At 37.1% G+C, this 23,132-nt stretch carries 28 protein-coding genes; 12 read left to right on the forward strand and 16 right to left on the reverse strand.

Annotation, left to right across the window (positions count from 1 at the left end; translation table 11 throughout):
- Nucleotides 1-123: 123 nt before the first annotated feature.
- Nucleotides 124-585, reverse strand: a complete 462-nt coding sequence (locus IC610_RS12035; protein WP_056083288.1) for a hypothetical protein — start codon at nt 583-585, stop codon at nt 124-126.
- Between the two features lie 164 nt (nt 586-749).
- On the opposite strand from IC610_RS12035, the gene IC610_RS12040 reads away from it, so the two are divergent.
- The 3 genes from IC610_RS12040 to IC610_RS12050 all read left to right on the forward strand — a co-directional run bounded on the left by IC610_RS12040 (nt 750) and on the right by IC610_RS12050 (nt 3,626).
- Entirely contained in the window at nt 750-2,546 is a 1,797-nt protein-coding gene (locus IC610_RS12040) for a DUF885 domain-containing protein (RefSeq protein ID WP_191737076.1), read from the forward strand.
- Between the two features lie 121 nt (nt 2,547-2,667).
- Nucleotides 2,668-3,057: a DUF1398 domain-containing protein gene (locus IC610_RS12045; RefSeq protein WP_191737077.1), complete on the forward strand. Its 390-nt coding sequence runs from the start codon at nt 2,668-2,670 to the stop codon at nt 3,055-3,057.
- Nucleotides 3,058-3,068: 11 nt separating this feature from the next.
- A complete protein-coding gene (locus tag IC610_RS12050; protein ID WP_191737078.1) occupies nt 3,069-3,626 on the forward strand; it encodes a hypothetical protein in 558 nt (185 codons plus the stop codon).
- Nucleotides 3,627-3,678: 52 nt separating this feature from the next.
- Here the strand turns inward: IC610_RS12050 and pepT are convergent, their stop codons facing one another.
- Nucleotides 3,679-4,926 (reverse strand): peptidase T, encoded by a 1,248-nt coding sequence (gene pepT / locus IC610_RS12055; protein ID WP_191737079.1) that lies wholly within the window; start codon nt 4,924-4,926, stop codon nt 3,679-3,681.
- 133 nt (nt 4,927-5,059) lie between these two features.
- Nucleotides 5,060-5,278: a hypothetical protein gene (locus tag IC610_RS12060; protein WP_191737080.1), complete on the reverse strand. Its 219-nt coding sequence runs from the start codon at nt 5,276-5,278 to the stop codon at nt 5,060-5,062.
- Nucleotides 5,279-5,599: 321 nt separating this feature from the next.
- On the opposite strand from IC610_RS12060, the gene IC610_RS12065 reads away from it, so the two are divergent.
- From IC610_RS12065 to IC610_RS12080, 4 genes are all read left to right on the forward strand, one after another.
- A complete protein-coding gene (locus IC610_RS12065) occupies nt 5,600-6,448 on the forward strand; it encodes a hydroxymethylglutaryl-CoA lyase (protein WP_191737081.1) in 849 nt (282 codons plus the stop codon).
- Nucleotides 6,449-6,451: 3 nt separating this feature from the next.
- Nucleotides 6,452-7,471, forward strand: a complete 1,020-nt coding sequence (locus tag IC610_RS12070) for a tetratricopeptide repeat protein (RefSeq protein WP_191737082.1) — start codon at nt 6,452-6,454, stop codon at nt 7,469-7,471.
- Nucleotides 7,472-7,485: 14 nt separating this feature from the next.
- Nucleotides 7,486-7,887: an OsmC family protein gene (locus tag IC610_RS12075; RefSeq protein ID WP_191737083.1), complete on the forward strand. Its 402-nt coding sequence runs from the start codon at nt 7,486-7,488 to the stop codon at nt 7,885-7,887.
- Between the two features lie 105 nt (nt 7,888-7,992).
- Complete coding sequence (locus tag IC610_RS12080) at nt 7,993-8,829, forward strand: sulfurtransferase (RefSeq protein ID WP_191737084.1); 837 nt, start codon at nt 7,993-7,995, stop codon at nt 8,827-8,829.
- On the opposite strand, the gene bcp is transcribed toward IC610_RS12080, so the two are convergent.
- Nucleotides 8,826-9,278, reverse strand: a complete 453-nt coding sequence (gene bcp, locus IC610_RS12085; protein ID WP_191737085.1) for a thioredoxin-dependent thiol peroxidase — start codon at nt 9,276-9,278, stop codon at nt 8,826-8,828. The two genes, IC610_RS12080 and bcp, sit on opposite strands and share 4 nt — an antisense overlap.
- Nucleotides 9,279-9,310: 32 nt before the next feature.
- On the opposite strand from bcp, the gene IC610_RS12090 reads away from it, so the two are divergent.
- Nucleotides 9,311-9,931 (forward strand): endonuclease III domain-containing protein, encoded by a 621-nt coding sequence (locus IC610_RS12090; protein WP_191737086.1) that lies wholly within the window; start codon nt 9,311-9,313, stop codon nt 9,929-9,931.
- Between the two features lie 18 nt (nt 9,932-9,949).
- Here IC610_RS12090 and IC610_RS12095 read toward each other — a convergent pair whose 3' ends face one another.
- Entirely contained in the window at nt 9,950-10,477 is a 528-nt protein-coding gene (locus tag IC610_RS12095) for a hypothetical protein (RefSeq protein ID WP_191737087.1), read from the reverse strand.
- A gap of 226 nt (nt 10,478-10,703) precedes the next feature.
- On the opposite strand from IC610_RS12095, the gene mnmA reads away from it, so the two are divergent.
- A complete protein-coding gene (gene mnmA, locus IC610_RS12100; protein WP_191737088.1) occupies nt 10,704-11,891 on the forward strand; it encodes a tRNA 2-thiouridine(34) synthase MnmA in 1,188 nt (395 codons plus the stop codon).
- 273 nt (nt 11,892-12,164) lie between these two features.
- Here mnmA and IC610_RS12105 read toward each other — a convergent pair whose 3' ends face one another.
- Nucleotides 12,165-12,515 (reverse strand): hypothetical protein, encoded by a 351-nt coding sequence (locus tag IC610_RS12105; protein WP_191737089.1) that lies wholly within the window; start codon nt 12,513-12,515, stop codon nt 12,165-12,167.
- 12 nt (nt 12,516-12,527) lie between these two features.
- On the reverse strand, nt 12,528-13,286 hold the full coding sequence (locus tag IC610_RS12110) for a glycine-rich domain-containing protein (RefSeq protein WP_191737090.1): 759 nt from the start codon (nt 13,284-13,286) through the stop codon (nt 12,528-12,530).
- Between the two features lie 119 nt (nt 13,287-13,405).
- Between IC610_RS12110 and IC610_RS12115 the strand changes: the two genes are divergently transcribed.
- Together IC610_RS12115 and IC610_RS12120 are read left to right on the forward strand one after the other, a co-directional pair.
- Complete coding sequence (locus IC610_RS12115; RefSeq protein WP_191737091.1) at nt 13,406-14,302, forward strand: hypothetical protein; 897 nt, start codon at nt 13,406-13,408, stop codon at nt 14,300-14,302.
- Between the two features lie 158 nt (nt 14,303-14,460).
- Nucleotides 14,461-14,766 (forward strand): hypothetical protein, encoded by a 306-nt coding sequence (locus tag IC610_RS12120; protein WP_191737092.1) that lies wholly within the window; start codon nt 14,461-14,463, stop codon nt 14,764-14,766.
- A 42-nt stretch (nt 14,767-14,808) separates the two neighbouring features.
- On the opposite strand, the gene IC610_RS12125 is transcribed toward IC610_RS12120, so the two are convergent.
- From IC610_RS12125 to IC610_RS12160, 8 genes are all read right to left on the reverse strand, one after another.
- Nucleotides 14,809-15,552 (reverse strand): LytR/AlgR family response regulator transcription factor, encoded by a 744-nt coding sequence (locus IC610_RS12125; RefSeq protein WP_191737093.1) that lies wholly within the window; start codon nt 15,550-15,552, stop codon nt 14,809-14,811.
- Nucleotides 15,553-15,607: 55 nt separating this feature from the next.
- Complete coding sequence (locus IC610_RS12130) at nt 15,608-15,883, reverse strand: 2TM domain-containing protein (RefSeq protein ID WP_056083343.1); 276 nt, start codon at nt 15,881-15,883, stop codon at nt 15,608-15,610.
- A gap of 33 nt (nt 15,884-15,916) precedes the next feature.
- Nucleotides 15,917-16,213: a 2TM domain-containing protein gene (locus tag IC610_RS12135; RefSeq protein WP_191737094.1), complete on the reverse strand. Its 297-nt coding sequence runs from the start codon at nt 16,211-16,213 to the stop codon at nt 15,917-15,919.
- Between the two features lie 169 nt (nt 16,214-16,382).
- A complete protein-coding gene (locus tag IC610_RS12140) occupies nt 16,383-16,949 on the reverse strand; it encodes a methyltransferase family protein (RefSeq protein WP_191737095.1) in 567 nt (188 codons plus the stop codon).
- Nucleotides 16,936-17,250 (reverse strand): 2TM domain-containing protein, encoded by a 315-nt coding sequence (locus IC610_RS12145; protein ID WP_191737096.1) that lies wholly within the window; start codon nt 17,248-17,250, stop codon nt 16,936-16,938. The genes IC610_RS12140 and IC610_RS12145 overlap by 14 nt, the downstream gene beginning before the upstream one ends.
- Nucleotides 17,237-18,568, reverse strand: coding sequence for a 2TM domain-containing protein (locus IC610_RS12150; protein ID WP_191737097.1), 1,332 nt, complete (start codon nt 18,566-18,568; stop codon nt 17,237-17,239). Before IC610_RS12150 ends, IC610_RS12145 begins: the two co-directional genes overlap by 14 nt.
- Nucleotides 18,569-18,608: 40 nt before the next feature.
- On the reverse strand, nt 18,609-19,259 hold the full coding sequence (locus tag IC610_RS12155; RefSeq protein ID WP_191737098.1) for a hypothetical protein: 651 nt from the start codon (nt 19,257-19,259) through the stop codon (nt 18,609-18,611).
- Nucleotides 19,260-19,297: 38 nt separating this feature from the next.
- Complete coding sequence (locus tag IC610_RS12160; RefSeq protein WP_191737099.1) at nt 19,298-21,529, reverse strand: TonB-dependent receptor; 2,232 nt, start codon at nt 21,527-21,529, stop codon at nt 19,298-19,300.
- A gap of 168 nt (nt 21,530-21,697) precedes the next feature.
- On the opposite strand from IC610_RS12160, the gene IC610_RS12165 reads away from it, so the two are divergent.
- A complete protein-coding gene (locus IC610_RS12165; RefSeq protein WP_191737100.1) occupies nt 21,698-22,201 on the forward strand; it encodes a superoxide dismutase family protein in 504 nt (167 codons plus the stop codon).
- Between the two features lie 224 nt (nt 22,202-22,425).
- Here IC610_RS12165 and msrA read toward each other — a convergent pair whose 3' ends face one another.
- Nucleotides 22,426-22,980 carry a peptide-methionine (S)-S-oxide reductase MsrA gene (gene msrA / locus IC610_RS12170; protein ID WP_191737101.1) on the reverse strand — a complete coding sequence of 185 codons (555 nt, stop codon included), beginning with the start codon at nt 22,978-22,980 and terminating at the stop codon, nt 22,426-22,428.
- Nucleotides 22,981-23,132: the final 152 nt, after the last annotated feature.

The following is a 23,132-nucleotide window of genomic DNA, read 5'->3' on the forward strand; positions in this document are numbered from 1 at the left end:
AAGGAATATTATCAATATTTATCTTAAAATATGCTTAAAAAAAGCTTTTCATAGCCCAGCAAAAAATTTCCCTTCAAAACAAATGAAGAGAAATGATGTGATTTTCCGTTAATTTATCTGAATTTAATCTTCGTCTATCTCAATCTCATCCTGCTTCAGTTCACACTTCAGTCTGAATGGAAGAGGATTATCTGAGCCGGTGTAGAAATCATCAATATGACCTTTCCAGATCAACTGAAGTTCGCCATTCTCATCTTTTTCGAAGCAAAGTTCGCTGTCATAGAGAAATGCATCTTCGTCATCAAAAAGATCTACTTCTGTGTAGGAATCTTCGTCTGAGTCGTTAATGAGAAAAGTTTTGTCTTCAATCTCGCCGGATTCTATTGGGAAATCGAAAACTTCCATTGAAATCTGAGGAAAGTTGTATTGCAGAGAATCATCGTCCACATGATCCAGACTGTCGTCTGTAGTGATTTCTACTTCCAAAAAGTGTTTCTGATTAAGGTAAACGGCTTTGCAATAAGTATGATTGATATTGTATTTAAGCGTTTCGTCCGGGTGGTAAATTTTTAAAATCCCTTTCATTATTTCTTAGAAAAGATCCGTAATGGTATGAATGTTAATTGTTTTAACAAAGATAGAAAATTGAGTGAATGTGAAAAATTTTTTTAATTTTTTTTTAAAATTTAATATAAATATAATTTCAGAGGATATTCATTACATTTGTTTTCTTCAAAAATTTGATAATCATGCGAAATATTGTACTGGGAAGCCTTTTTTGCTTAGGAATCGCAACCGCTTTTACCTCTTGCCGAAAAACAGATTCTCCGCTTACCAAAGTTACTCCTAAAGATATAGATTCTATTGCGGCCAATTTTTATGAGCAGTATCTGAAGCTCTATCCTCTTGAAGCAACGCAGCAGGGAGACCCGAGGTATAACGACCAGTTGCCCGTCAATATTGATAAAGATTTTATTTCTGGAGAGGTAGCTTTTTACACTTCTGTGCAGAAACAGCTGGAAAATGTAGATTACGAAAATCTTCCTGATGATAAAAAAGTAATTTACGATGTGTTGGATTTTACTCTAAAGGATAAAATAGGAGCTTACAATTTTCATCCTGAATATATTCCGTTCACACAGTTTGGCGGATTACCGCTGACGTTTCCGCTTTTAGGAAGTGGGGAAGGAAGCCAGCCTTTTGAGACAGAAAAAGATTACGAAAACTGGCTGAAAAGAATGGAGAAATTTCCGGCGTGGGCAGATGCTGCTGTTCATAATTTTAGTGAAGGAATTAATGCTAAAATTGTTCTGCCTAAAAAGCTGGTTATTAAAATGATCCCACAAATGAGATCGGAGGAAATTATTACTTCAGACAAAGAGAAAAATATTTTCTTTGGTCCGCTGAAAAAGTTTCCGAAAGAATTTTCTGAAGAGACAAAAGCAAAATTCACCAAACTTTTTCACGAATCTGTGGAGAAAAACATAATACCATCTTATAACAAATTAGGAGATTTTCTTGAAAAGGAATATTATCCAAAAGCAAGAGATACAGATGGTTACAACAGTCTGCCAAACGGAGGCACCATTTATTCTTTTTACGTAAAAAGCTGGACTACTACTGATCAGAATCCCGATGAAATCAACAAAACCGGTCTTCAACAGGTGGCGATGCTCCGTTCTGAAATGGAAAAAGTTAAACAGCAGGTGGGCTTTACAGGAACTCTGGAAGAATTCATTACTCACGTAAAAAACGACCCTAAAGCAATGCCTTATAGAAGTTCTGATGAGGTATTGAAAGCATTTAACGGTATTCTTTCGAAAATTACACCGAAGCTGAAAACCATGTTCAGTGTCACTCCAAAAACAAAATTTGAGGTCAGACAAACCGAAAAGTTCAGAGAGGCGAGTGCAAGTGCAGAATATATTCAGGGAACTCCGGATGGCGGGAGACCGGGGATTTTCTACATCCCGCTTCCGGATCCTTCAAAGTTTAATGTGACTTCTGGCATGGAATCGCTGTTTCTGCATGAGGCTATTCCCGGACATCATTATCAGGTGTCGCTTCAGCAGGAAAATACAAAATTACCCAAATTTATGCGTTTCGGATGGTTGGGAGCTTATGGCGAAGGCTGGGCGCATTATTGCGAAACATTAGGTCCTGAATTCGGACTTTACACCGATCCTTACCAAAAAATGGGTTATTTAAGTGATCAGATGCTGCGCGCTGTGAGATTGGTGGTAGATACAGGTCTTCATACCGGAAAAATGAGCAGGGAAGAGGCGATCGCGTATTTTCTGAGCAATATTGCGTACGATGAAGCCGGTGCTACTGCCGAAGTGGAAAGATATATGGCGATGCCTGGTCAGGCTTTAGGATATAAAATTGGTTCACTGCGAATCCGTGAATTGAGAGAGAAATATCAGAAAGAACTTGGAACAAAATTTAATCTGGCTAAGTTTCATGACGAAGTTCTAAGTCAGGGTTGTCTGCCTTTGGATGTTTTAAACAGAAAAATGGCACTATGGGCTGAAAAGCAGAAATAAAGCAAGAAAGACAGGTCGTTAGAATTTTCGTTGAACGGTCATTCAATATTTCTGTAAAAGAAATTTTCAAAATATTTAAATTTGCGTTTTAAAAAAAAATAATTTCATTAAAAAAATACAGATGTTTACAGTACAGCAAATTGAAGACGCACACAGCAAGGTAAAGTCAGGAGCAGAATTCCCGAAATATATTCAGGAAATAAAAGGTTTCGGAGTGAAAAACTTTACAACCTGGGTAAAAGACAGCCACACAGAATATTTTGGCGAAAATGATTTTAAAACTAAATCTCAACCACAATACGATGATTTGGAGATTAATGAAACTGTTGATCAGGAAAAGTTTGCCAAGCAGTTAAAGATCCATCAGCAAGGCGGAACAGATTATATGCAGTTCTGCAGAGACTGTGCTGAAAACGGTGTTGAAGGATGGATTGTAGATTTAGATCATTTCACCTGCACTTATTTTGACAAGGCCGGAAATGATGTTCTGACAGAGGAAATTCCTCATTAAAATACAAAGTGGTGAGATTACTTTCCCTGATTTTTTTATCTTTTATTCTTATGGGATGCAGAGGGAAAAAAGAGAAAGTGATCTCACATTATGAAAAAGTAGTTGTTGATGAAGACTTAGTTCATAATGACACGATTAGATTGCTTTCAAAATTTCCTGAGCTGCGGTTATTCAGAAAGGAAAAAATGGAAAGTAAAACCAGAACGGCTTATATACTTCAGAATTCAGGACTTTTGAATTTTACGGCTTCTTTTGACAACTACAAATGCAGTGCAGAAAAAAACGGAGATACGATTAATATTTCCTTAAACAATTACGATGGTTATATCAGTAATGGAATTATGATTAAGGTTTTTGACGGAACTTTTAGAGTCCACGATTATGATCCCAAAACTTTGAAAGATGAAGTAAAATTTATTGGAGCCGTTCCTAGATATGAAATTTTACATTTAAATAAATCTGAATTTCAAAAGAACGACAGTATTTTTGGTTATGTAAATTACAGTTGCGTCGTTAAGGGAGGAGTTTCAAAAAGTATGCGGGGATGTTTTAAAACCAAAATTCAATAAACCAAAAAACCCGGCAAAATCTGCCGGGTTTTTTATGTTGTAGGCAAAAGCCTTACGCTTTCACAATATTCACAATCACTTCGGTCGCCTTCATCATGCTTTCCAGCGCTACATACTCGTAAGGTCCGTGAAAATTAATTCCTCCTGCAAAAATATTCGGACAAGGCAATCCCATGTAAGAAAGCTGGGCACCGTCGGTTCCGCCTCTGATGGCTTTTATTTTAGGCTCAATTCCGGCTTCCTTCATTGCTTTAGCCGCCAAATCTACGATGTGCATTTTGCCTTCAAACTGCTGTTTCATGTTTCTGTACTGCTCTTTAATTTCAATTTCAGCAGTTCCCTCACCGTGTTTTTGGTTAAATTCAGCAATTTTTTCCTCCATGATTTTTTTTCTTGCCTCATATTTTTCTTCGTCATGGTCACGGATGATGTATTGAAGTTTAGCTTCAGAAATATCAGCTGTAACATCCATTAAATGATAGAAACCATCAAAACCTTTCGTGGTTGCAGGAGTTTCATTAGCAGGCAACATGTGGATAAATTCTGCAGCGAGCAAAGCAGCATTCACCATTTTTCCGAAAGCATAACCGGGATGCACGCTCAGTCCGTGGATTTTTACAACCGCTCCCGCTGCGTTGAAGTTTTCATATTCCAGTTCGCCAACTTCGCCACCATCCATCGTATAGGCAAATTCTGCTCCGAATTTGGCAACATCAAATTTATGTGCTCCTCTTCCGATTTCTTCGTCAGGTGTGAAACCAACGGCAATTCTTCCGTGTTTGATTTCAGGATGAGCGATAAGATATTCTGCGGCAGTCACAATTTCTGCACAGCCGGCCTTGTCATCAGCTCCGAGTAACGTATTTCCGTCTGTCGTAATCAAAGTCTGACCGATGTATTTCTTTAAACTTTCAAATTTCGAAGGCGAAAGAGTAAATCCTGAAGTCTGATTTAATACCAGATCGCTTCCGTCATAATTTTCCCAAACCTGAGGTTTCACATTTTCCCCGCTGAAATCAGGTGAAGTATCATAATGAGAAATGAATCCGATGGTTGGCTGGCTGTCATTTTCCAGATTAGAAGGTACGTAGCCCATGATATAACCGTGATCGTCTATTGAAACATCTTCCAGGCCAATATTCTTCAGTTCCTGAGTGATGTATTTTGCAATGTCCCATTGTCTTTCTGTAGACGGTGTAGTTTCGCTTTCAGCGTCGCTGGTAGAGTATATTTTTACGTAAGTAAGAAAACGGTTCAGTAATTTTTCTTTCCAGAGTTGGTTAAATTCTATCGTACTCATTATTGATTTTAAATTTTCACAAATATACGATGTAAATTCAGGATGCCCGAAAAATGTCAAAATTTTATACTCAGATATCAATAAAAAAGGAAGCAAAATGCTTCCCTGATATTATTTAAAAATGATTTAATTTCTATACTGCGTACGCCGCTCTGTTTTGAAAAACATTAATCACAGCGAGTTTTTCGTTGGAGAGATTGTGCATCAATTCAACCGTAAAAGTTGAAAATTCATATAATGTATATTTCAGATCATTCATCGTTCTTTCGTTAACGATTTTTCCGTTGTGAAGCACCAGACTGCACTGATCCTGACTTTCTAAATTCTTGAAATCATAATAAGAAATGTTCATGGTACAAAGGTTTTAGGCGTTTTGATGTCTATTGCAATTCTTTTACCAAATCAATTTAATTTTAAAATTATTTAGTAAAATTTCGTCATGATAATTTCTCTTTTGATTGAATATGTTTAAATTAAATCTAATTTAAATGTCAATTAAATAATTTATACACCACTTTTAAGTTTTTTTTAATTATAAAACAGGTAAATCACTTAATAATTCTGAATGATATGTATAGCTGTAAACACTTTTAAATCAATTGATTCTGTGATATTTTGAAATAGACGTTTAAATTATTAAGTTTTATTATATTTGAGAAAATCAAAATAGAAAATGTTTCTAACAGAATGTCCACGGGATGCCATGCAGGGTTGGGGAGAATTTATACCGACCACCAAAAAGATAGACTACATCAACGCTTTGATGGATGTAGGCTTTGATGTGCTCGACTGCCTGAGTTTTGTGTCTCCAAAAGCAATTCCTCAAATGGCTGATTCAGCCGAGGTTGCCGAAAATATTGATAAATCAGATTCAAAAACAAAAGTTTCTGCCATTATCGGAAATTTCAGAGGAGCTGAGAAAGCTTTGAAGCACGGTTCAATCGATGTTTTAGGGTTTCCGTTTTCCATTTCTGAAACTTTTCAGCACAGAAATACCAATAAAAGTCAGGAAGAAGCCTTCGCAGATATTATTAAGATTCTTGAACTCACAAAATCTGAAAACCGCAGTCTCAATATCTATTTTTCAATGGCTTTTGGAAATCCGTACGGGGAAATGTGGAAGTTGGAGGATGTAGAGTTTTGGGCTAAAAGATTTTCGGAAATCGGGATTGATAATATTCTTCTCTCAGATACCACCGGCGTTGCCACGACTGAAACAATTGAACTGCTGTTTGGCGAAATCCCTCAAAAATTTCCTGAAATTCATTTCGGAGCGCATTTTCATAACCGTTACGAAGATTCATATACCAAATTGAAAGCCGCGTACGACAAAGGTTGCCGCAGATTCGATTCTGCAATCAAAGGGATAGGCGGTTGCCCGATGGCAAAAGATGATTTAGTCGGAAATATGCCAACTGAGCAGGTGATCAACTTTATGAGCGTAGAAAAAGCGCCTCACAAACTGAATTTACTTAATTTTGAAAGTGCTTACAATAAAGCAAAAGATGTTTTTCATTTTTGAGTTATGAATAAGTTATTGTTTACTTTTATATTTCTGTTTTCCTGTACGATTTTCGGACAAAAAATTCTGAAACTTAAAAACGAAGAAAAATTCGACGAAATAATTAAGTTAGAAAATGAAAGTTCTAATTTAAGCGGTGAAGAGCTTTATTACATGGGATATGCTTTTTTTATGAAGGAAAACGATGTAAAGGCAATTGAATATTATGATAAAGCATTGACAAAGAAATTTGATAATCCAATCGTATATTTCCAGAAAGGATATTCTCAGATGTTTTTAAAACAATATGATAAAGCGCTTGAAAATATAAATGTTGCCATAGAAAAAGCCCCGCTGGCAGAGTTTTATGTGGAGAAGGCAAATATTTTTAAATATCAGAAAGATGATGTGAATGAAGATAGAACTTATGAACAAGGTCTAAAAAATGCTGATAAGGAAGGGAAATGGTATTTAACTTTAGCAAAAAACGCCGGTAATTTTTATTATGCCTCCAAAAAGGATTATAAAAAGTCTGAAGAAATTTACAGAAACGCTGTAATACTGTTTCCGGAAGAGTATATTCTATATGAAAAGTTGATAAAATCGCTGAATGCTAGTAATAAATTTACAGAAGCGAACGAAGTTTTTGAAAAAGTAAAAACATTTTACAATCAAAAAGTCTTATCAGAAGATTACATGAAGTTTAAAAATATGGCGGTGGATGAGTTTGCCTGGAAAGATCAATACATCAATGTTTTCAAATCTTTTGAGAAACCTAAAAATACGCTTGAAAGTCTTTATAAAGTTTATTTAATAGATAAGTCTGGAGAAAAGATTGAAAGAAAATTTAATATTGAAAAAACAATTAAAGTTGAAAAGACCGATCCAGAGTATGTTATTTGTGAAGAAACAAAAGATGGACATTCTACATATCCTATAGGTTTTAAAGATGATTCATTTACACTTTCGACATTGAGGGAGCTTGTAACAGATGTTCTCAACAAAGAAGTAAATCCGGCAGCTTCAATTAAAGTAAATAAATAATCCAAAATTTAAATATGACTTCAAAAATAACTTACATCGGAGATTTAAGATGTTCCGCAGAACATTTGCAATCAGGAACAATCATAGAAAGTGACGCTCCGACAGATAATCACGGGAAAGGCGAAAAATTTTCACCAACCGATATGTGTGCAACTTCTCTGGCAGAATGTGCTCTTACAACTATTGCAATTTTAGGTAAAGACAAAGGCATCAACATCGATGGTGCTTACTGTAATCTTGAAAAAGTGATGGCTGCAAATCCACGCAGAATCAGTGAAATCAAATGTGAGTTTATTTTTAAAGATCAGTATTCTGATGAGCAGAAGAAAGTTATTGAAGAAATTGCTTACAACTGTCCGGTTTCAAAAAGCCTGCATCCGGATCTGAAGCAGACGTTGAGTTTTGTTTATCAATAAAAATTTTATTCTTATAATTTTATCAATAGGAGCGGGCTTTAGCCCGCTTTCTTTAGTGCTGAATCAAACGGCTTTAGCCAAAATCTAGTCACCAAAAATTTTAATATGTCATCAATAATTTCCGCTTTCGATCTAAAAAATCTTTCAACAGAAAATCTGATTATACTTGATGCCAGAGCCGGAAAAGATGCCTACCAGAATTATATTGAAAACCATTTGAAAGGAGCAAGATTTATAGATTTGGATAAAGATTTGGCTGAAATCGGAGAAGACGCAGCTTTTGGTGGAAGGCACCCGCTTCCGGATTTGGAGAAATTTGCCGAAACACTTTCCAAATTAGGAATCTCGAAGGATTCAGATATTGTGATTTACGATGATAAAAACGGAGCCAATGCTGCAGCGAGAGCGTGGTGGATGCTCACAGCTTTTGGATTGAATAACGTAAGAGTTTTAGACGGAGGAATTCATGCTGCCGAAAAAAAAGAATTGGAGTTTTCTTCGGAAAAAGAAGATTTAAATAAGTCAGATTTAATTGAAGTTAAAAACTGGCTTCTTCCATTGTCAACCTTGGAAGATGTTGAAAATGAATTAATAAATGATTCTGCAACTGTGATTGATGTTAGAGATTCATACCGTTACAGAGGCAAATCAGAACCGATTGATTTGGTGGCAGGTCATATTCCTAAAGCGATCAATATCCCTTTTTCAGAAAATTTAGATGAAAATGGATATTTCTTGAAACCTGAAATTTTAAATGAAAAATATTCAGCACTTTTAAAAGGTCTTCCTCAAAAGCTGATTGTCCACTGCGGTTCGGGCGTAACTGCATGTCACACAATTTTAGCTTTGCATGAAGCTGGTTTTGAATTTCCAAACCTTTATGTTGGTTCTTGGAGTGAGTGGAGCAGAAGAGAAGATGCAACAATTGCAAAAGAAATTTAATTTTCCTCCAAAATCTGTTGCGCTGCAGTCTTCGAAGTCACTTTTTCAATTACTCTTGTGCAGGTTCCTTTTTCGTTGAAGATAAAAGTGGTTCTTACGATTCCCATGTACGTTTTTCCGAACGTTTTCTTTTCCTGCCAGACACCGAATTTCTCGATAATATCACGGCTTTCATCAGCAATTAAGTCGTAAGGAAAGGCAAATTTAGAATGAAAATTTTTCTGCTTTTTTACAGAATCTCCGCTGATTCCCAAAAGCTGAAAACCTGCTTTTTCTAATTCAGAATAGTTGTCGCTCAGATTACATGCCTCAACAGTACAGGTCGGCGTGCTCGCCTGAGGATAAAAGAAGATCACCAGTTTCTGGCCTTTGAATTTTTCAGAATTAATTGTTTCGCCATCCTGATTTAGACTCTCAAAATTTGGTAAAGCGTCTCCGACTTTCAACATATTTTTTAATTTTGCTCAAATTTATAGTTTAAATGACAAAAAAACAAAGAGCCGCAATCATTCAGCACGAACTGGAGAAACTTTATCCTGAAGTTCCGGTTCCGCTGGATCATACAGATCCTTACACATTGATGGTGGCGGTGGCGCTTTCGGCTCAGACGACAGATAAAAAAGTAAATCAGGTGACCCCTGAGCTTTTCGCTGTTGCTGGTACGCCTCAAAGAATGGCAAAGCTGGAAGAGTTTCAAATTAAAGAACTAATCAAAGAAATCGGATTATCAAATACAAAAGCCAAAAATTTGAAAAGAATGGCTGAACTTCTCCTTGAAAACCACAACGGCATCGTTCCTCAAACTTTTGAAGAACTTGAGGCACTTCCCGGTGTTGGTCATAAAACGGCTTCGGTAGTGATGAGTCAGGCTTTTGGATTTCCGGCATTTCCTGTCGATACACACATTCACCGCCTGATGGTTCAGTGGAAACTGACTTCAGGAAAAAATGTAATTGAAACCGAGCGCGATGCCAAAATGCTTTGGAAAGAAGACGTCTGGAACAAACTCCATCTTCAGATTATTTACTATGGAAGAGAATATTCTCCTGCAAGAGGGAAGGGCGAGAAAGATTTTCTCACCAAAATGCTCTTCGAGAAGTAAAAGCTCCGAATGTTTCAATTACAAACCGACTACAAAACCGATATTCGGCATTAGTCCGCTTGCAAAAATGCTGTTGTTTTCCCTGTACAAAACATTATACATTACACCTAGCTGCAGGAAAGAGTTGTTGCCGATTCTCTGAAGATATCCGCCACCCAGATAAAGTGCAGTCTCTTGGTCGGATGATTTGTAACCGTAAATTTTATCTTTATAATTGATAAAAAAATGCTGAAGATTCGCACCTACATAGAATGATCTTGCGAAATAATAGTTGGCGAAAGGCCCCACTCCAAACATGGTTGACCTGTAAAAGTCTGAAGTCTGCCACATCACCGTCCCCGTGATTCCGGCCTCCAGATCTTCTGTTAAACGGTAACCAACTCTGGGTGCTGCCTGAATGTTGAACATAGAATTACTTCCGAAACCAAAGCCAATTCCCCCTCCGAAAGTCCAGCGGCTGGTGCTTTCTGGGGCGTTGCCGATCGCGATCTGCGAGTAGGCAAAAGTGGAAATCGAAACTAAAGTCGCAATAAAAAGTTTTCTCATATCATGTAATTTTTAACGTAAACAAAATCTTTCAAACTTAATCAAATCACTTCCTGACAGCGGTGAGCGCAATTTTTGATTAAATTTTAATTAATACAAAAGCAAGTCTGTAAAGAATATCGTTTTTATCAATCCTTAAAAATATCATTTTTTTTGCGAATGAGATTATCGTAATTTTGCGGCTCAACTAAGAACTCCCGTTAAGAGTTTCGTAAAATTGAATTAAATGAAAGTAGTAGTAGGCCTCTCCGGAGGCGTAGATTCAAGTGTTACGGCATATTTGCTGCAACAACAAGGTCACGAAGTCGTGGCTCTTTTTATGAGAAACTGGAACGATGCTTCAGTAACTTTGGAAGATGAATGTCCGTGGATTGAGGACAGCAATGATGCTTTAATGGTTGCTCAGAAGCTTGGAATTCCTTTTCAGGTGATTGATATGAGCGATTTGTACAAAGAAAGAATCGTTGATTATATGTTTGACGAATATCAGAAGGGAAGAACTCCAAATCCTGATGTTCTGTGCAACAGAGAAGTGAAATTCGATGTTTTTATGAAGACTGCAATGTCGCTTGGTGCGGATAAAGTAGCAACAGGTCATTATGCAAGAGTAGATTCTACAACTGATGAAAACGGAAAAGAGATTTTCCATTTATTAGCCGGAAAAGACAATAATAAAGACCAGTCATATTTTTTATGTCAGTTGAATCAGGATCAGCTTTCAAAAGCATTATTTCCAATCGGAGAGCTGACGAAACCTCAGGTGAGAGAAATTGCCAGAGAAATGGAATTGGTAACTGCTGACAAAAAAGATTCGCAAGGTCTGTGTTTTATTGGGAAAGTTAGTTTGCCACAGTTTCTACAACAGCAATTGGTGCCGAAAGAAGGTGAGATCATCGAAATTTTTAAAGATTCTCCATTGTTTTCTCAGGAAATTCCGGTTTTTTCTTCAAAAGAAGAGGAGCTTGAATTTTTAAGCAGAAAAATAGATTATAAAAAATCTGACGGAAAAGTTATTGGCAAGCATCAGGGTGCACAGTTTTTCACCATCGGTCAAAGTAAAGGTCTGGGAATTGGCGGTCACAAAGAATCGTGCTTTATCGTTTCCAGAGATATGGAAAACAATATCATCTTTGTTGGTGAGGGCCACAGCTTTCCGGGTCTGCATAAGAAAGCTTTGAAAATTGATAATACTGAACTGCACTGGGTTCGTGAAGATTTAAGACTGAAAAATGGTGAATCGATGGAGGTGATGGCGAGATTCCGTTACAGACAGGAACTTCAGAAAGCAACTATTCATCAGTTTGAAAATGCTTTTTTTGTTGAGTTTGATGAGCCACAGTCGGCAATCGCAGAAGGACAGTTTGCTTCTTGGTATCTGGAGGATGAACTGATTGGAAGCGGTGTGATTTCTTAAAATTTTAACATCTCGCAGATTTAGGTGATTTGGCAGATTTCGATTTAAAATGATTTTAAATTTAATTTGCAATGGTCTTTTTAATACGATAAAATGGCTTCAACAAGCTCAGCCTGACACCGCACGAGGAATAAAGCATTTAGTATTAGAGTTGTCACACTGAGACTGTAGAAGTGTTCATTTCAACTCTCTTCATTATTATTTAATGATAAGACATAAATAATCCCGAAGCATCTTTGTTTCGGGTTTTTTGTTTATTAAATTTAAAACTGATTATTTCAACTTTCTGTTGAAGTGCGTTGATTTAAAAAATAGAATTACAGTTATTTCTATCATCAGAATAACTGTCAGATAGCCGACGGGTTTTCCCAGGTAAATTCCTCTAATGAGTTTGATTATTCCCAAACTAAAAATGCTGATGAGGAAATAAAGTATTGGCCTCGGGTTATTGATTTTTAAAAGTTTTCCAAGGATAACTGTCACACAAAATCCGGTTAAAATAATCAGATAAAGCTGCAGAAAGATAGGACCCTTTAAAGTGATCGGATTGAGTGTCTGATGACTGATGAACAACCAGAACATGGCTGTAAATACTGAAACTGAATATAATGCTGTAGTTTTCATATCATTATTTTTTTAGCTTCCACATCCGCCGCCGCATCCACCGCAACCTCCGCCGCCGCAACTGCTTCCACCAGAATCTCCGCCACTGCTGCAACTGGAGCCTCCATCGCTGGAAATGCTTCCTCCTTCTCCGTTGCTTCCGTTTTTGTCTTTGTTTTTACCGAACGCGGTTCCAAGAATTGCTGCAAAAATATTCAGCACCACAAAAAAGGCAATGAATCCACCGATAACCGTTACCAAAACTCCTGAAACCGAGTCTGAGCAGGATCCAAGAAGGAGGAGAGCAGTGAAGAAAGAAGTCAATTTTAAATTCTTCAGCCAAGATATCTTAGGTTTAAGTTTTGAAATCTGACCGTTCCAGATTTCAGCTGGTGGCTCCAAGCCGAAAACTTTACGATAGTTTTCCAGAGTTTCTGAGAACCAGTTCTGATGTTTTGTGTTTTCAGAGTTTCCTCCTGTGGATGGGTGGTGATGAAGACTTCTTTTCAGGATATTCGGGCAGAAATCTTCCCAGTAATTCTGAGTGTAAATCAAATGCATGTGCCAGACTTTATCTACGGTTTCACTTGGTGATGCGCCGTGAGGCAAGATACAGCAGAGGTACACAAACTTTTTGTACTCTTCAATCGCTTTCCGGGTGAATTCTGCACTCCAGTTTTCTTCTTTTGCCAGTTTTTTTGAGAATGAAAATGTCGCATTCTCCTGATCTAATGAAAATCCCTGAATTCTTTGCCAAAGATTTTCGTTTTTTAATACAATTTCTGTTTTCATTTTGTTTTCTTTTAATTTTTCTACTCAAATATCATTTGATTTGAAAATATAAAAGTCCTGCAAAAATCTTTTTTAGAATTAAAAAAATCTTAAATTAGTCTTATCATAAAAATTAGTGGATGAGAAAAGAAGACATATTACATCTTGAGAAACTGATGAATTTCCTTAGCCTTCAGTTTCTAAAGAAAAACCGCTGGGAATATGTTTCCAAAACGGAATGGTCTTACATTGTTGACGAAATCAATGATCTGATCATCAGTGATAATGAGGAAAAAAGCATCAAAAAAGATCCGGAATTGCTTGGATCCAATTATTTATATGAACACTTAATCATCAATAAGCTGAAGAAATATTACCAAAATGAAAATTTAGTTTTAAGTAAGCCGAATCTGGCAAAACTGACGAAGATTGTTAAGGTTTTAGGCTATTCAAATTATATAGATTTTATCAACTCCAATACAGAATCATTTAACTTTAATGATCTGAGAATTGATATGAACAATGTGAAACAGAATACAGAACTGCTCGACAGACTCGTGGGTTGCTGGTATTCCTACAACAGAAACCTTCCGGAGAATCCTCTGCAGTCGAAAGAAGACAGAATCTGGCGCTCCGCAACAGAAATTTATAAGTCTGAAACTTCAGGCGAATATTTTGTTGAAAGAAGCGGTGGCGACCGTCACAAGTATTTCGGGAAGATCACAGCGTATTCTGATTATGTTTTCATCATCATGAACAGCAATACGTTTATCCGCCAAAGGCATTTTATCTCAAGAATAAAAGATATCAATGAGAAGATGAAAAATCCAGAATATAAGCTCTATGAACTGCATTTTATAAGTACTTGTATTAGTTTTAATCAGGAGCCGATTGCTCTTTTTGAAATATTTCAGAAGGCAGAAAGAAAAAACTTTATTCCTGACTCTATCAGTTTTCCTATTGACAGCGACCAGATTCCCGCGTCAGTTATCAGACAGCTGGAAGATACCGAAGCCAACAGAATCGATTATAAATAAAATTTTAGATCCCAAAATTACATTCGTCGACACAATTTCATCATTCATCTATACAAATCAGTTATACTTCTATAAGCCTTTATTAATGGTGTTTTAGGGCATGTCTATTGTTTCATTTAAAACAGAAAACAATTAATTAACCTTAAAAATAAAGCCTTATGAAAAAATTAGTTTTAGCAGCAAGTTTATTTGTTGCAGTAGCCATCACAGCACAGCAAAGAAGAGTAGAAGTGAAGCATGACCGTGTAGAAAACAGACAAAATCAAAACGGCTGGTACGGATTGGGGCTGTCTGCTTCTCAGGAAAGACAGATAAAATCTTTGGAAAGAGAAAGACTTACCGAAAGAGGATATGAAGCCAGAATCAAAAGCATTCTTACCAAACAGCAGTATCAGAGATATGTTCAGAACCAGAAAAAAGGTGGCAAGGACAGAAAAGTAGCGTTCAACCGCTCGTTTAGATAATATTTGCAAAAGAGGCCGGGAAATTTATCCGGCTTCTTTATTTTATGAAACCAGCCAGTCTTTAAAATCCTTTACACGCTCCCGGCTCACGGTAATTTCTTCATCAGGCTGGAAATTTAATTCTACTTTATAATTGGGCGAAGTGTGAATATTTTTGATATAATCTGAATTGATGATAAACTGCCTGTTTACCCGGAAAAACTTTTGGTCGTCAAGAACTTCCGTGAGTTCATCTAAAGTGAAATCTGAAGGATAAGACCTGTCCTGAGTTTGCAGATAAACAATTTTATTTTCGCTGAAAAAACAGCTGATTTCTGAGGTCTGCACAATTTTCAGATTGTAACCGATTTTAACTAAAACCCTGGAGAGAGTAGATTTGTCTTTTTTAATTAAATCTTTAATTTCCTGAGAATTAACGGCGTTACCTGAAGGAATGAATGATCTGAATTTTTCTACCGCTGAGGCAAGATCTTCATCCATAATCGGTTTCAGAAGATAGTCGATGCTATTGAGTTTAAATGCTTTCAGTGTGTACTGATCAAACGCAGTGGTATAAATGATGAAAGCCTTTGTCGGCGTTTTTTCAAAAATGTCAAACGAGAGGCCGTCGCCCAGAACGATATCAGAAAAGATCAGTTGCGGATGTTCATTTTCAGAAAACCACTGTACGCCTTCTTCCACAGACTCTATTTTGGCAACGATTTCTATGTCCGGAAATTCGCTGAGCATCCTTTCAAGCTTTCGGGCTGCGGGTTTTTCGTCTTCGATGATGAGCGTTCTGAGCATAGGTCGTTTTTTAGTTTTAAATCTGAACTATAAAAGTAATTAAATCTTTCTTTCCTTAAAAATTTATCGGCTTTTTGGTCTTGTTCATTTCGTCCTGTAAAATCTTTTCCTCCCATTCAGAATTTAAAATAAACAGTTTTACCGCTTTTACCGCAATGATGATTCCCCAGACTGTAAGAATGATTGAACCGGTAGATATGGCTTCCGTGAAATCTCCGTATTTGATAAATCTTCTCGTGAAGATGATTAAAGCTACGATTCCGAACCACATGCAGTTTTTGTAGAATGATTTCAGGTCTTTTACTCTTTGTTGTGCAGTTTGATATTCCATGATGTTTATTTTTAAATTGTTATTAATTTGTAATTAAAGTGATTTTACGTTTCTTTTTTCTCTGTCCATGATTTCCTGAATCTTTTTCTCTTCCCAGTCTTTTCCGATCCCGAAAGTGTTTACGGCATGAGCAACAATTCCAATTCCCCAGCCTAACATCGGCCAGTAAAACCATAAATGTTCGGGAGACGTGATCATATTAATGATAATTAAAAACGGAATGACGATGCAGTACGAAGCAAGATTTCCATAAAAGCCTTTGAGGTCTTTTACTCTTTTTGCTGCTTTTTCGTAAGCTAAATTTTCTTTGTTGTAAGTAAGATTTTCCATGATGTTTTATTCTAAAAATTAATATCTGTTTGTTTTTGTTGAGACAAATGTAGAACAGAAAACCACCCCAATTCAACTTTATCTAACCGAACGGTCATTTTTGGCGACTGAACAGCAAAAATCCCGACTCAGACGAATCGGGATTATTTTTTTAATAAGTAAACTGATCTTAGTAAATTAACGGGATCAGCATTTTTGTTCTTTTTCGGTAGTTGAGGTAATCATCTCCGAAAGTTTCTATCAAAGCTTTTTCTTCTACAGCAATCCTGTATCTGAACGCGATGCAGACGGGAATAAAAACAATAAATAAAGAAATCCAGTTATTGAGATACAGGCCAAGACCTAAAAATGTGAGCAGTGAAAAACTGTACGACGGATGCCTCAAAATCTGATAAATGCCATCCTGCTTAATTTTATGATCCTGCCGGATGCTGACATCTACAGTAAAATATTTTCCGAGACTCCGAATAATGATCCATCGGATAAAAACACCTGTGATAATCATGATTAAACCTGAAAAGTAAATCCAGTCCTGATCTGTAATTTTAAATGTCGTTGTTTTTGAAATAAATACGCCCAAAAAAACTGATGGCATAATCACAATCCAAAGGGTATTCAGGGTTGAGCTGTCCTTTTTTTCAGCCGTTTCATCAGACTTTAAAATTCTTTTGTAATAGATTTCTGTTGCAAACCAGACGGCGACTGATAAATAGAAGATGGTTTCAAGAGTTTCCATGCTGATTGTTTTTATTCATCAGTTCTTTTATTTTTTTCTCTTCCCAGTTTCTGAAAAAACTGAACCTCGGGAAAAATACAAACAGCGCATGTATCAGAACACCAATTCCCCAAAAAGTTGCCGTCGTAAAATTTTTAAACTGAAAATAAGTTTCTCCAGGTCGTAAATCGTAATAATTAAATATCGCAATCAGGATATTCACAGCAACGTATGAAAACAGATGTCCATAGAAGCCACGCAGCTTTTCTACCTGTTTTTTCGCCTGCTGATACCGAAAGTCATTTTGATTAAACTGATCCATTATTTCCGTTTTTTTGTTTGTTCATAATTTCCTGAATTTTTCTTTCCTGCCAGGAGTCTCCAATTGCAAAAACCTGAAATCCGTGCGACGCCACGCCAATTCCCCAACCCAGCATCGGCCACCAAAACCAAAGATATTCTCTGCTTGTAAACAGATTTACAAAAATTAAAAAAGGAATCACAATGCAGTAAGAGATGAGGTTTGCGTAGAAAGATTTCATTTCTTTCACCTTTTTTCTGGCTTTCAGATAGGCTTCGTTTTCATCGTGAGTCTTTTCAACTGCAATTTGTGGTTTATCAGCGAGAACGGGTAATTTAATTTTAAAATAATCTTCAGATTTTTCAATGAAGACATTTCTCCTGGTTAAAAGAGCGTAACGCTGAACGATATTTGACAGACCGATTCCTGCGCTTTCTTTCAGCTGTTCCCTTGCCTGAAGATTGTTTTCAATACAGAGACAGTCATTTTCTGTAAAAACCTTGATGATTAGTGGTTTTGATGAGGTCGCAAAATTATGTTTGATGCAGTTCTCCAGAAGCAGCTGTAGCGAAAGCGGAACAACGAATTTTCTCAGATCATTTTCGTTGACATTAAATACAAAATCTACACTGTCCTCGAATCTTGTTTTCAGCAGTTCACAGTAGGTTTTAGCAAAATCCAGTTCATCCTGTACTGTTACCAGTTCTTTATCTTTCTGCTCCAGAACGTATCTGTAAATCTTTGACATTGAAGCTGTAAACTTCTGAGCCTGTTTCGGATTTTCATCGATTAACGAACTTAAAACATTAAGAGAATTAAAAAGAAAATGAGGGTCTAGCTGATTTTTTAAACTTTCAAACTGAGCGTTGGCAGATTTGGCAATGAGTTTCTGCTCTACAACTTCTTTTCTGGAGGTTTTCTTGAGTTCGTCCATAAAACCTTTCGCATGAAGAAAGGCCGAGATCAGCAGCGCAACATTGATGGTAAACCAGTTGATAAAATTATACCTTCCGGTAAAATATTCTTCGGTGGTTGCCGCTTTCTGGAAGACCACAAAATTCATATAATTGCAGAAATACACGAGAATAATATTCGCAATCAATATCGTCACAATGCTGATGATTCCACGTTTTGTAGTAGCCTCAGACCACGGAAATTTTTTGTTCAGATAATCATTGATCAAACCGTTTCCTGCACCCAGAATAAAAGAGTACATAAAGGAAATGAGTATGGTCAGCACAAAGTTCTCCAGTGTCTTTTCGTCTGTAAAAGCGAAAAAGAAAAACATTGACGTTCCTAAAGATATCCAGGCTAATGTGATAAGATTCTTACGTTTCATAAATTGTATACAGGCTCAAAAAGCGTTGCACAAAATTAGATTATTTTCCTGCAGCCTGACTGACAAAATATTCAGCTTCAGATTTGCCCCAGTTCGGATCTAATGCAGTTTTAGGTTTAAATGAACTGTATTTTTCCAAAGCCACTTTGAAGAGTTCAATTCCTTTGGTCTGGCTTCCGCCGTACTGCGCAGGAGTGAAATAGGTATCTTCTGCTTTTATAAGAGCCACTCTCGGGTTTTGAGGGTTTAAACTTTCTGCTTTTTTCAGTTGTTCGTCGGCTTTCATTCCAAAAGTCATGTATCTTTCCATTGGGTTAACGACCATTTTCAGAGAGTAAATCATTTTCTGAAGAAGATAGATCTCAGAATTGTTGGCATCCGCAGTCATTGCGAGATCTACATATTTCTGTGCTGCATCTGCAGCGGCGTCCAGCTGATCCATTTTTCCTTCGCGCATCAGTGTTCTTCCTTTCTGAATCTGTGCCAGTGCTGCGTAATAATTCGGAAGCCATTTTCCTTTTTCTTTATCGGCAATTCTTACGAAATCATTAGACAAAGCATGGAATTCATCAGCCGTTTTACTGGTTTCGATCTTTGCGATTTTATCAGACATTGCTTTTTCGTAAGTGGTCTGTGCAAAAGTGGATAAGCTTACTAAACTTAAAGCCAGACTTAAAAGTAATTTTTTCATGATTGTAAAATTTTTAAAGTTAAATATAATTGTTTTTTCTAAAGATTGTTGTTGACGGCATCTTGCGTTTTATCTACTCCGAAACTTATGAACATTCCTACGAAAACAAAGGTATTCACAGGCGGAACGACTGCTGATCTGAAGTTCCCGCTGGAGGAAAAATTGTATCCGTAAACATTATTTCTCCCCAAAACATTAGAAACACTCAAAACAAAAATAGTGAATGCCTTCGCATCTTTTTTACCGAGATTAGGCAGATAATTGAAGCTTAAATTGAGCGAACTGAAATCCTTCAGACTGCCTTCATTCCGGATGATATTTTCGCCTTTGTTGCTTACAATATCGTAGTACGGACGGCCTTTGGCATAATTAAATGACAGGTTGGTTCCGAATTTAAGTTTAGGGAAAAACCTTTTGGCCACTACAGCAACAGTATGTTCAGAAGCGAATGATGGTTTTAAAGTCATCGGATAATTCAGGAAATCTCTTTTTGAATCTAAAAACGAGTAACTCACCCAGTAATCGATATTCTCGAAAGTCTTTTTGTCTCTGAAAAAGAATTCTACCCCCTTTGCAAAACCATTTCCGTTGTTGTTGACGGCAGTCTGTACCGGTTGATACTGTCCGGGAATGTTGGCGACATTCTGTACTTTGATCAGATCATCATAATTTTTGTAGAAAGCTTCAAACCGTAAACTTCTTCCTTCCACATTGCCCTGAAGCTGGAAAATATAATGCTGAGACTGTTGAAAACCGAGTTTTGCCGGTGAATTGACGTACCTGCTTTCCGGATTTTGATAGAAGATTCCGTAGGCGAGGGAAGTCGTCCAGTCTTTCGCCAAGCGGTATGCTAAAGCAGCTCTGGGTGCGAAATTAGCGGCTCTCAGGAAAGAAGAATATTCTCCTCTTGCCCCGATTTTAGCTGAAAACCTGTTGCTGAAGCCTAAATCTGTTTCCACAAAAGCCGAAGAAATAAGATCTGAATAATTTTTGTTGATGTCCTGAACAGAAAGTTCTTCCTGAGCATGATTTAATTCAAAACCACCCCGTACAGCACTTATTCTGTTGATCTTTCTTTCTAAAACGGCTTTAAAGTTCAGATAATTTCCGTCATTCAAAACTCTTGTTTCGTCTGATTTTACGGATTGATTTTCTGTTGCAAAACGCAGATCCGAACGGTTAAATGTATATGATGTTCCTAAATTTAAAAGGTATCTTCCAAATTTCTGACGGTAGGAAAGCGTGTGGAAAGTATTTTTTCCTTTTAAATTAATTAATGAATGTTCATAATCAGGTTCAAGACTTGGCATTTTCACGCCCATCACATCGGTACTGAACATACCATAATATTTCAGAAAGCCGCCAGACTTTGTTTTAATTCTAAAATTGGCATCGCCATTAAATCCGCTCGGTGGTTCGTGGAAATTGGTATTAAAATTAAAAACTTCCTGCATCAGTTTTAAATTTGAATAGCCTGCACTTGCGCCGTAGGAATGTGTTTTCTCATCATTCACTCTCTGAAATGAAGCGTTTAATAAAATCGGAGCCACTCCGAAATCGTAAGAAGACTGGTCGGGAAGATCTACACTTTCCAGCATCAAAGCACCTGAAAGTGCCTGCCCATACAAAGCTGAATAACCACCACTTGAGAATATATTTCCTTTAAAAAGTGAAGTATTGAATCGGTCTCTTCCCGCAATTCCCGGAACTGAATTTGAAAAATAATTGTTGATCAGGTTTCCGTCCATGAAGATTTTGGCTTCAGAACCTGTACCGCCACGGATGAAAAGCCCTTCGGTTTCGCCGACTTTCTGTACTCCCGGAAGATAATTTAATGCAGAAGAAATCTGTCCGTCTGCGCCAGCTGTGGTGTAAATATCCAGTGGAGAAAGCAGTGCAGTGGCTCTGTTCCTGTCGCTCGCCTCGATAGAACCTGCTGTGATCACTACGGCATCAATCTCACTGATCTGTTCTTTCATATCCACCGACAGTTCAATGTTCTTATTTTCGATAATCAAAGACTTTTCGGTATCGATATACTTTGGATGCGAAAACTGTAGAATATGATTTCCCTTTTCGGAAGTTTCAAATGAAAAATTCCCTTCGCTGTCGGATGTTGTTCCGTCGTAAGTGCCTTTTAGTGTAATATTTACCTGAGGAATTCCTCTGTTTTTATAGCTTACCTTTCCTGAAATCTTTATCTGGGAAGATGCAGAAATAAAAATAAAGGTGAAACTTAAAAGGAGTAATCTGAGACTGAAAGTTTTCATTGGCTAATAATTTGATGTAAAAGTACACAGTTCATAAAACGCGTTCAATTAAAATATACTGAATGGTAATTTTTAAACTCCGAACCGTATTTTGATGATATCTTAAGACTTCTTTGGTTTGAGATTTTTTTCATTTTAAAATTATTCACATTCTAAAATATTAATAAAATGAATTTAAAAACAATTACATTATTAGGTGGTTTTGCCCTGTTCACCGTATCTTGCGGAGCCAGTAAAACCTACGACATCCTTCCGAAAAGCAATACGACAACTGCCGGAACCGTAAGTTTTACCGAATCCGGAGGTGAAGTAACACTGAAGATTAAAGCTAAAAATCTCACACCCGGAATTCACGCAGTTCACCTTCACGAGAAAGCCGACTGCTCCTCACCTGACGGCGAATCAACAGGAGGACACTGGAATCCATCAAAAATGGATCACGGAAGATGGGGTGGTGAGCATTTCCACATGGGTGACATTGGGAATCTTACTGCGGACGCAAAAGGAAACGCTGAGTTGACTTTTAAGACTGACAAATGGTGTCTTGACTGTGTAGATGAAACCAAAAATATTCTCGGAAAAGGTATGATCATCCACGCTGCAGCGGATGATTTCCAGACTCAGCCAACAGGAAATGCCGGTGGGAGAGTAGGATGTGTGGAGATTAAATAGGACAAAGTAATTTACGATTATAAGAAATGCAGGCTGATAGCCTGCATTTTTGTATGAATAATACATGATTTTGTCATGCTGGAAGCATCTACACCAAGTAATTAAGCCGTTAGTTGTTAAGTTTTTTAAGGAAACATCGGTAAATGTGTATTAAGATAAATGCATGTTTTGCATTGTTTTACCTTTAGACAATCTTTCCTTAAGTCTTAACCTAAGCCTTAACCTTAATTTTCTGTAATTAATCCCAATTCTCCGTAATGTTTTTTAAACTTCTGAATTTTGGGACCTACCACTGCGCTGCAGTATGGCTGAGTAGGATTTTCACTGTAATATCCCTGATGATACTGTTCAGCCGGCCAGAATTTTTCGAGAGGTGAAAGTTCCGTAACGTAAGTTCCATTCCATCTTCCGGATTCCTGTGATAATTTCATAGCTGCTTCGGCCTTTGCTTTTTCAGCCTCGTCTTTGTAGTAAATTACCGATCTGTACTGGGTTCCGATGTCGTTGCCCTGTCTGTTGAGTTGGGTAGGATCATGAAGGAAGAAAAATACATCCATCAACTGTTCGTAGGAAATTACATGAGGATCGTAGGTAAGCTGTACCACTTCGGCATGACCGGTCTGTCCGGTGCAGACTTCCTCATAGTTCGGATTGTCTTTATGTCCGCCGGAATATCCGGAAACAGCCGATTCTACACCTTTCAGCATGTTGAAACAGCTCTCAACACACCAAAAACATCCTCCGCCAAAAGTGATCTGTTCAAATTGATTTGTATCCATTTTTTTATTGAATCTTATTTAAATTTAAAATGCTTTTAAAAGCCTATCAAAATTAGGAAAAATCTTGCCAAAAGAGTTGGGTTTAAGGTATGTTTCGGTAAATAATTGAAATTTAAAAAGAGCATCAGAAAAAATGAGACGTGTAAACTAAA

The organism is Chryseobacterium caseinilyticum, from assembly GCF_014837145.1.
Lineage (GTDB): Bacteria > Bacteroidota > Bacteroidia > Flavobacteriales > Weeksellaceae > Chryseobacterium > Chryseobacterium caseinilyticum.

Coding starts and splice junctions, on each gene's coding strand:
- IC610_RS12035 (WP_056083288.1), bottom strand. CDS start 585: ATGAAAGGGATTTTAAAAATTTACCACCCGGACGAAACGCTTAAATAC.
- IC610_RS12040 (WP_191737076.1), top strand. CDS start 750: ATGCGAAATATTGTACTGGGAAGCCTTTTTTGCTTAGGAATCGCAACC.
- IC610_RS12045 (WP_191737077.1), top strand. CDS start 2,668: ATGTTTACAGTACAGCAAATTGAAGACGCACACAGCAAGGTAAAGTCA.
- pepT (WP_191737079.1), bottom strand. CDS start 4,926: ATGAGTACGATAGAATTTAACCAACTCTGGAAAGAAAAATTACTGAAC.
- IC610_RS12060 (WP_191737080.1), bottom strand. CDS start 5,278: ATGAACATTTCTTATTATGATTTCAAGAATTTAGAAAGTCAGGATCAG.
- IC610_RS12065 (WP_191737081.1), top strand. CDS start 5,600: ATGTTTCTAACAGAATGTCCACGGGATGCCATGCAGGGTTGGGGAGAA.
- IC610_RS12070 (WP_191737082.1), top strand. CDS start 6,452: ATGAATAAGTTATTGTTTACTTTTATATTTCTGTTTTCCTGTACGATT.
- IC610_RS12075 (WP_191737083.1), top strand. CDS start 7,486: ATGACTTCAAAAATAACTTACATCGGAGATTTAAGATGTTCCGCAGAA.
- IC610_RS12080 (WP_191737084.1), top strand. CDS start 7,993: ATGTCATCAATAATTTCCGCTTTCGATCTAAAAAATCTTTCAACAGAA.
- bcp (WP_191737085.1), bottom strand. CDS start 9,278: ATGTTGAAAGTCGGAGACGCTTTACCAAATTTTGAGAGTCTAAATCAG.
- IC610_RS12090 (WP_191737086.1), top strand. CDS start 9,311: ATGACAAAAAAACAAAGAGCCGCAATCATTCAGCACGAACTGGAGAAA.
- IC610_RS12095 (WP_191737087.1), bottom strand. CDS start 10,477: ATGAGAAAACTTTTTATTGCGACTTTAGTTTCGATTTCCACTTTTGCC.
- mnmA (WP_191737088.1), top strand. CDS start 10,704: ATGAAAGTAGTAGTAGGCCTCTCCGGAGGCGTAGATTCAAGTGTTACG.
- IC610_RS12105 (WP_191737089.1), bottom strand. CDS start 12,515: ATGAAAACTACAGCATTATATTCAGTTTCAGTATTTACAGCCATGTTC.
- IC610_RS12110 (WP_191737090.1), bottom strand. CDS start 13,286: ATGAAAACAGAAATTGTATTAAAAAACGAAAATCTTTGGCAAAGAATT.
- IC610_RS12115 (WP_191737091.1), top strand. CDS start 13,406: ATGAGAAAAGAAGACATATTACATCTTGAGAAACTGATGAATTTCCTT.
- IC610_RS12120 (WP_191737092.1), top strand. CDS start 14,461: ATGAAAAAATTAGTTTTAGCAGCAAGTTTATTTGTTGCAGTAGCCATC.
- IC610_RS12125 (WP_191737093.1), bottom strand. CDS start 15,552: ATGCTCAGAACGCTCATCATCGAAGACGAAAAACCCGCAGCCCGAAAG.
- IC610_RS12130 (WP_056083343.1), bottom strand. CDS start 15,883: ATGGAATATCAAACTGCACAACAAAGAGTAAAAGACCTGAAATCATTC.
- IC610_RS12135 (WP_191737094.1), bottom strand. CDS start 16,213: ATGGAAAATCTTACTTACAACAAAGAAAATTTAGCTTACGAAAAAGCA.
- IC610_RS12140 (WP_191737095.1), bottom strand. CDS start 16,949: ATGGAAACTCTTGAAACCATCTTCTATTTATCAGTCGCCGTCTGGTTT.
- IC610_RS12145 (WP_191737096.1), bottom strand. CDS start 17,250: ATGGATCAGTTTAATCAAAATGACTTTCGGTATCAGCAGGCGAAAAAA.
- IC610_RS12150 (WP_191737097.1), bottom strand. CDS start 18,568: ATGAAACGTAAGAATCTTATCACATTAGCCTGGATATCTTTAGGAACG.
- IC610_RS12155 (WP_191737098.1), bottom strand. CDS start 19,259: ATGAAAAAATTACTTTTAAGTCTGGCTTTAAGTTTAGTAAGCTTATCC.
- IC610_RS12160 (WP_191737099.1), bottom strand. CDS start 21,529: ATGAAAACTTTCAGTCTCAGATTACTCCTTTTAAGTTTCACCTTTATT.
- IC610_RS12165 (WP_191737100.1), top strand. CDS start 21,698: ATGAATTTAAAAACAATTACATTATTAGGTGGTTTTGCCCTGTTCACC.
- msrA (WP_191737101.1), bottom strand. CDS start 22,980: ATGGATACAAATCAATTTGAACAGATCACTTTTGGCGGAGGATGTTTT.